Raw genomic sequence first — 2,197 nt, 5'->3', positions numbered from 1 at the left:
ATATAATGCAATCAAGCATAGCCACTCGAAAGATGATTCGTGATTCAATGGACCATATGCCACGGCTAGAGGCTTGGAAAATGCCTAGGGTTGTCAGATGGGTACTCACATTTACTTTTTGATGGAATATAGAAATCTTTCATCAAATACCATTCATATGTATAGATGATGATAACTGTTCTAGAATGTTTGCTTATTATCAGTTGTAAGATATATCTAAACCTAATGTTATAACAGTTCAGAAATATGTTCCTACGTCTTCAAGTGCAATTATTAGCGTAATCCGTTACTTCTTTGACGCTGTTTTGGAAATACCATTGTCCAAAAGACAATCTCCTAATATTCAATATGTTCCTATTGTATGATTCTACTGAAATTACCGTTTTTACGAATGAGCAGATACGATTGTTGCTTGATACAAACGATGTACGACTTCGTACTTTTCTACTTTTTGATTTAAACGCATGATTTAGAGTAGGTAAAATGGTTCATTTAACGTTGAACGGCAAATTCTCTAAAATTTTAGCTGCACTTTAAAATACAATCAGAATAAATAGTAAATATGACAGAAACCGAAAACTATTCTTCACCGCAGCAAATTATTATACATTTAAAATAGATATTCTACCTAGTTAATCTTTAAACACTCATAGATTTTCAACTATACAACTTTTAAATCCAATTTTAAGCAACACTGGTATTTAATTGCGGATTACCCTCTTCTTCTTAATCTTTTCCCATAATTAATTATAGGATTTTTCATAATAAGCAATACGCAAGCGTATGCTATTGTAGCTAATATAATTATTACTATTGTATTCTCAATCTGACCAAAGTTTTCTATGTATACAGTTTTACATATTACAACTATCACAAAAGTCCCAAATGTCGTTGATACAATATTTCTTCTATCTAATTTTATTTTTACTATATCCTTCGAATAATACACACAAATCAATAAAGAACACAATTCAGCTAGAAATGTTGTAAAAGCAGCCGCATTCTGTTTTCCAAATGGAATCATAATTAAGTTTAAAATCACATTAAGCAGTGCACTAGCAATCATAGCAATAAGAACCTTTTTCTCTTTTTTATTAGGTACTAACACACATGAATTATAAAACCAGCCAAAAACACTGACAAAAAGTGCTAAGCTTAATATCTGTAAAGCTTTTGTACCTTCCATATATTGTTCACCAGAAAGCATGCCAATAATATTTGAACTCATTAATCCTAAACCTACTACAGCTGGCACAACTATTGCTACAAGTGAATTCACAATACTATTTAACGTGTCAGTATACTCTTCTTTTTTATTGTTAGCTAAATAATTAGATAATCTAGGAATTGCTACAATTAGTATGGATGCTAGCATACTTTTGACTATTGTATAAATCTTGGTAGCTACAGAATATAAACCTACGTTATAATCTGAAGCCATAAAACCTAAAATCGTTGTATCTGAAGAAATATAAATAATTTTAGCTACTTCCATAGCAAAAAACACAAGGACAGGACGAATATGAATAATCAAATTTTTGCTAAAAATCACACGTATTTTACAATACTTTTTTGCTTGAATCCAATTTATAATATTTGCACCCACATTAGCAAATACTGTGATGCATGCATAAATATATAAATCACTTTTATTTTTTACTAACAAGAACATTAAAACAAGTGATATTGCTTGAAGAAGAATGCTTCGTACTGTGATATAAAGAAAATTTTCATATATTTGATATAACCATTCAACACCGATAGTTGTAAAAAACAATTGAATACTAAGTATCAAAATTAGGACTTCATATTCTTGAAACTTTGGTATTATAAATATGCATAGAAACAAAAATAAATATGATATACATGTTGAGATTAAATTAATCGAAAATATTTCTGAGGAAAACTCTGACATTTTTTTAGAATTTCCTATATAACGAGCTCCTTCTCGCACACTATATGTAACTATTCCTAATCCAGCAATTAATTGAAAATAACTTATAATAGATGTTGAAAAATTATATTTCCCAATATTTTCTACTTGCAAAATTCTTGAAACATAGGGAAATGAAATTAGAGGGAAAATAACAGACATTGCGGTCTTAATTCCATTAAGAATTGCATTTATAGTTAACGATTTTTTTTGGATATTTAAATTCTTGTAGGGTCGAACATAGTCCTTAAATTTTTATAGGGT

General features: G+C 29.1%; 1 protein-coding gene. It reads right to left on the bottom strand.

Features of this window, described 5'->3' with window-relative positions; genetic code table 11:
* Window positions 1-712: 712 nt before the first annotated feature.
* Complete coding sequence (locus LJE08_RS15380) at window positions 713-2,119, bottom strand: flippase (RefSeq protein WP_227403495.1); 1,407 nt, start codon at window positions 2,117-2,119, stop codon at window positions 713-715.
* Window positions 2,120-2,197 lie beyond the last annotated feature (78 nt).

Origin of the sequence: Holdemanella sp. DFI.5.55, assembly GCF_020593575.1 — a bacterium.
In the GTDB taxonomy this organism is placed as follows: Bacteria; Bacillota_I; Bacilli_A; order Erysipelotrichales; family Erysipelotrichaceae; genus Holdemanella; species Holdemanella hominis.
Note: the sequence above shows the minus strand (reverse complement) of the source record. Positions and strands in the feature narration are given on the sequence as shown.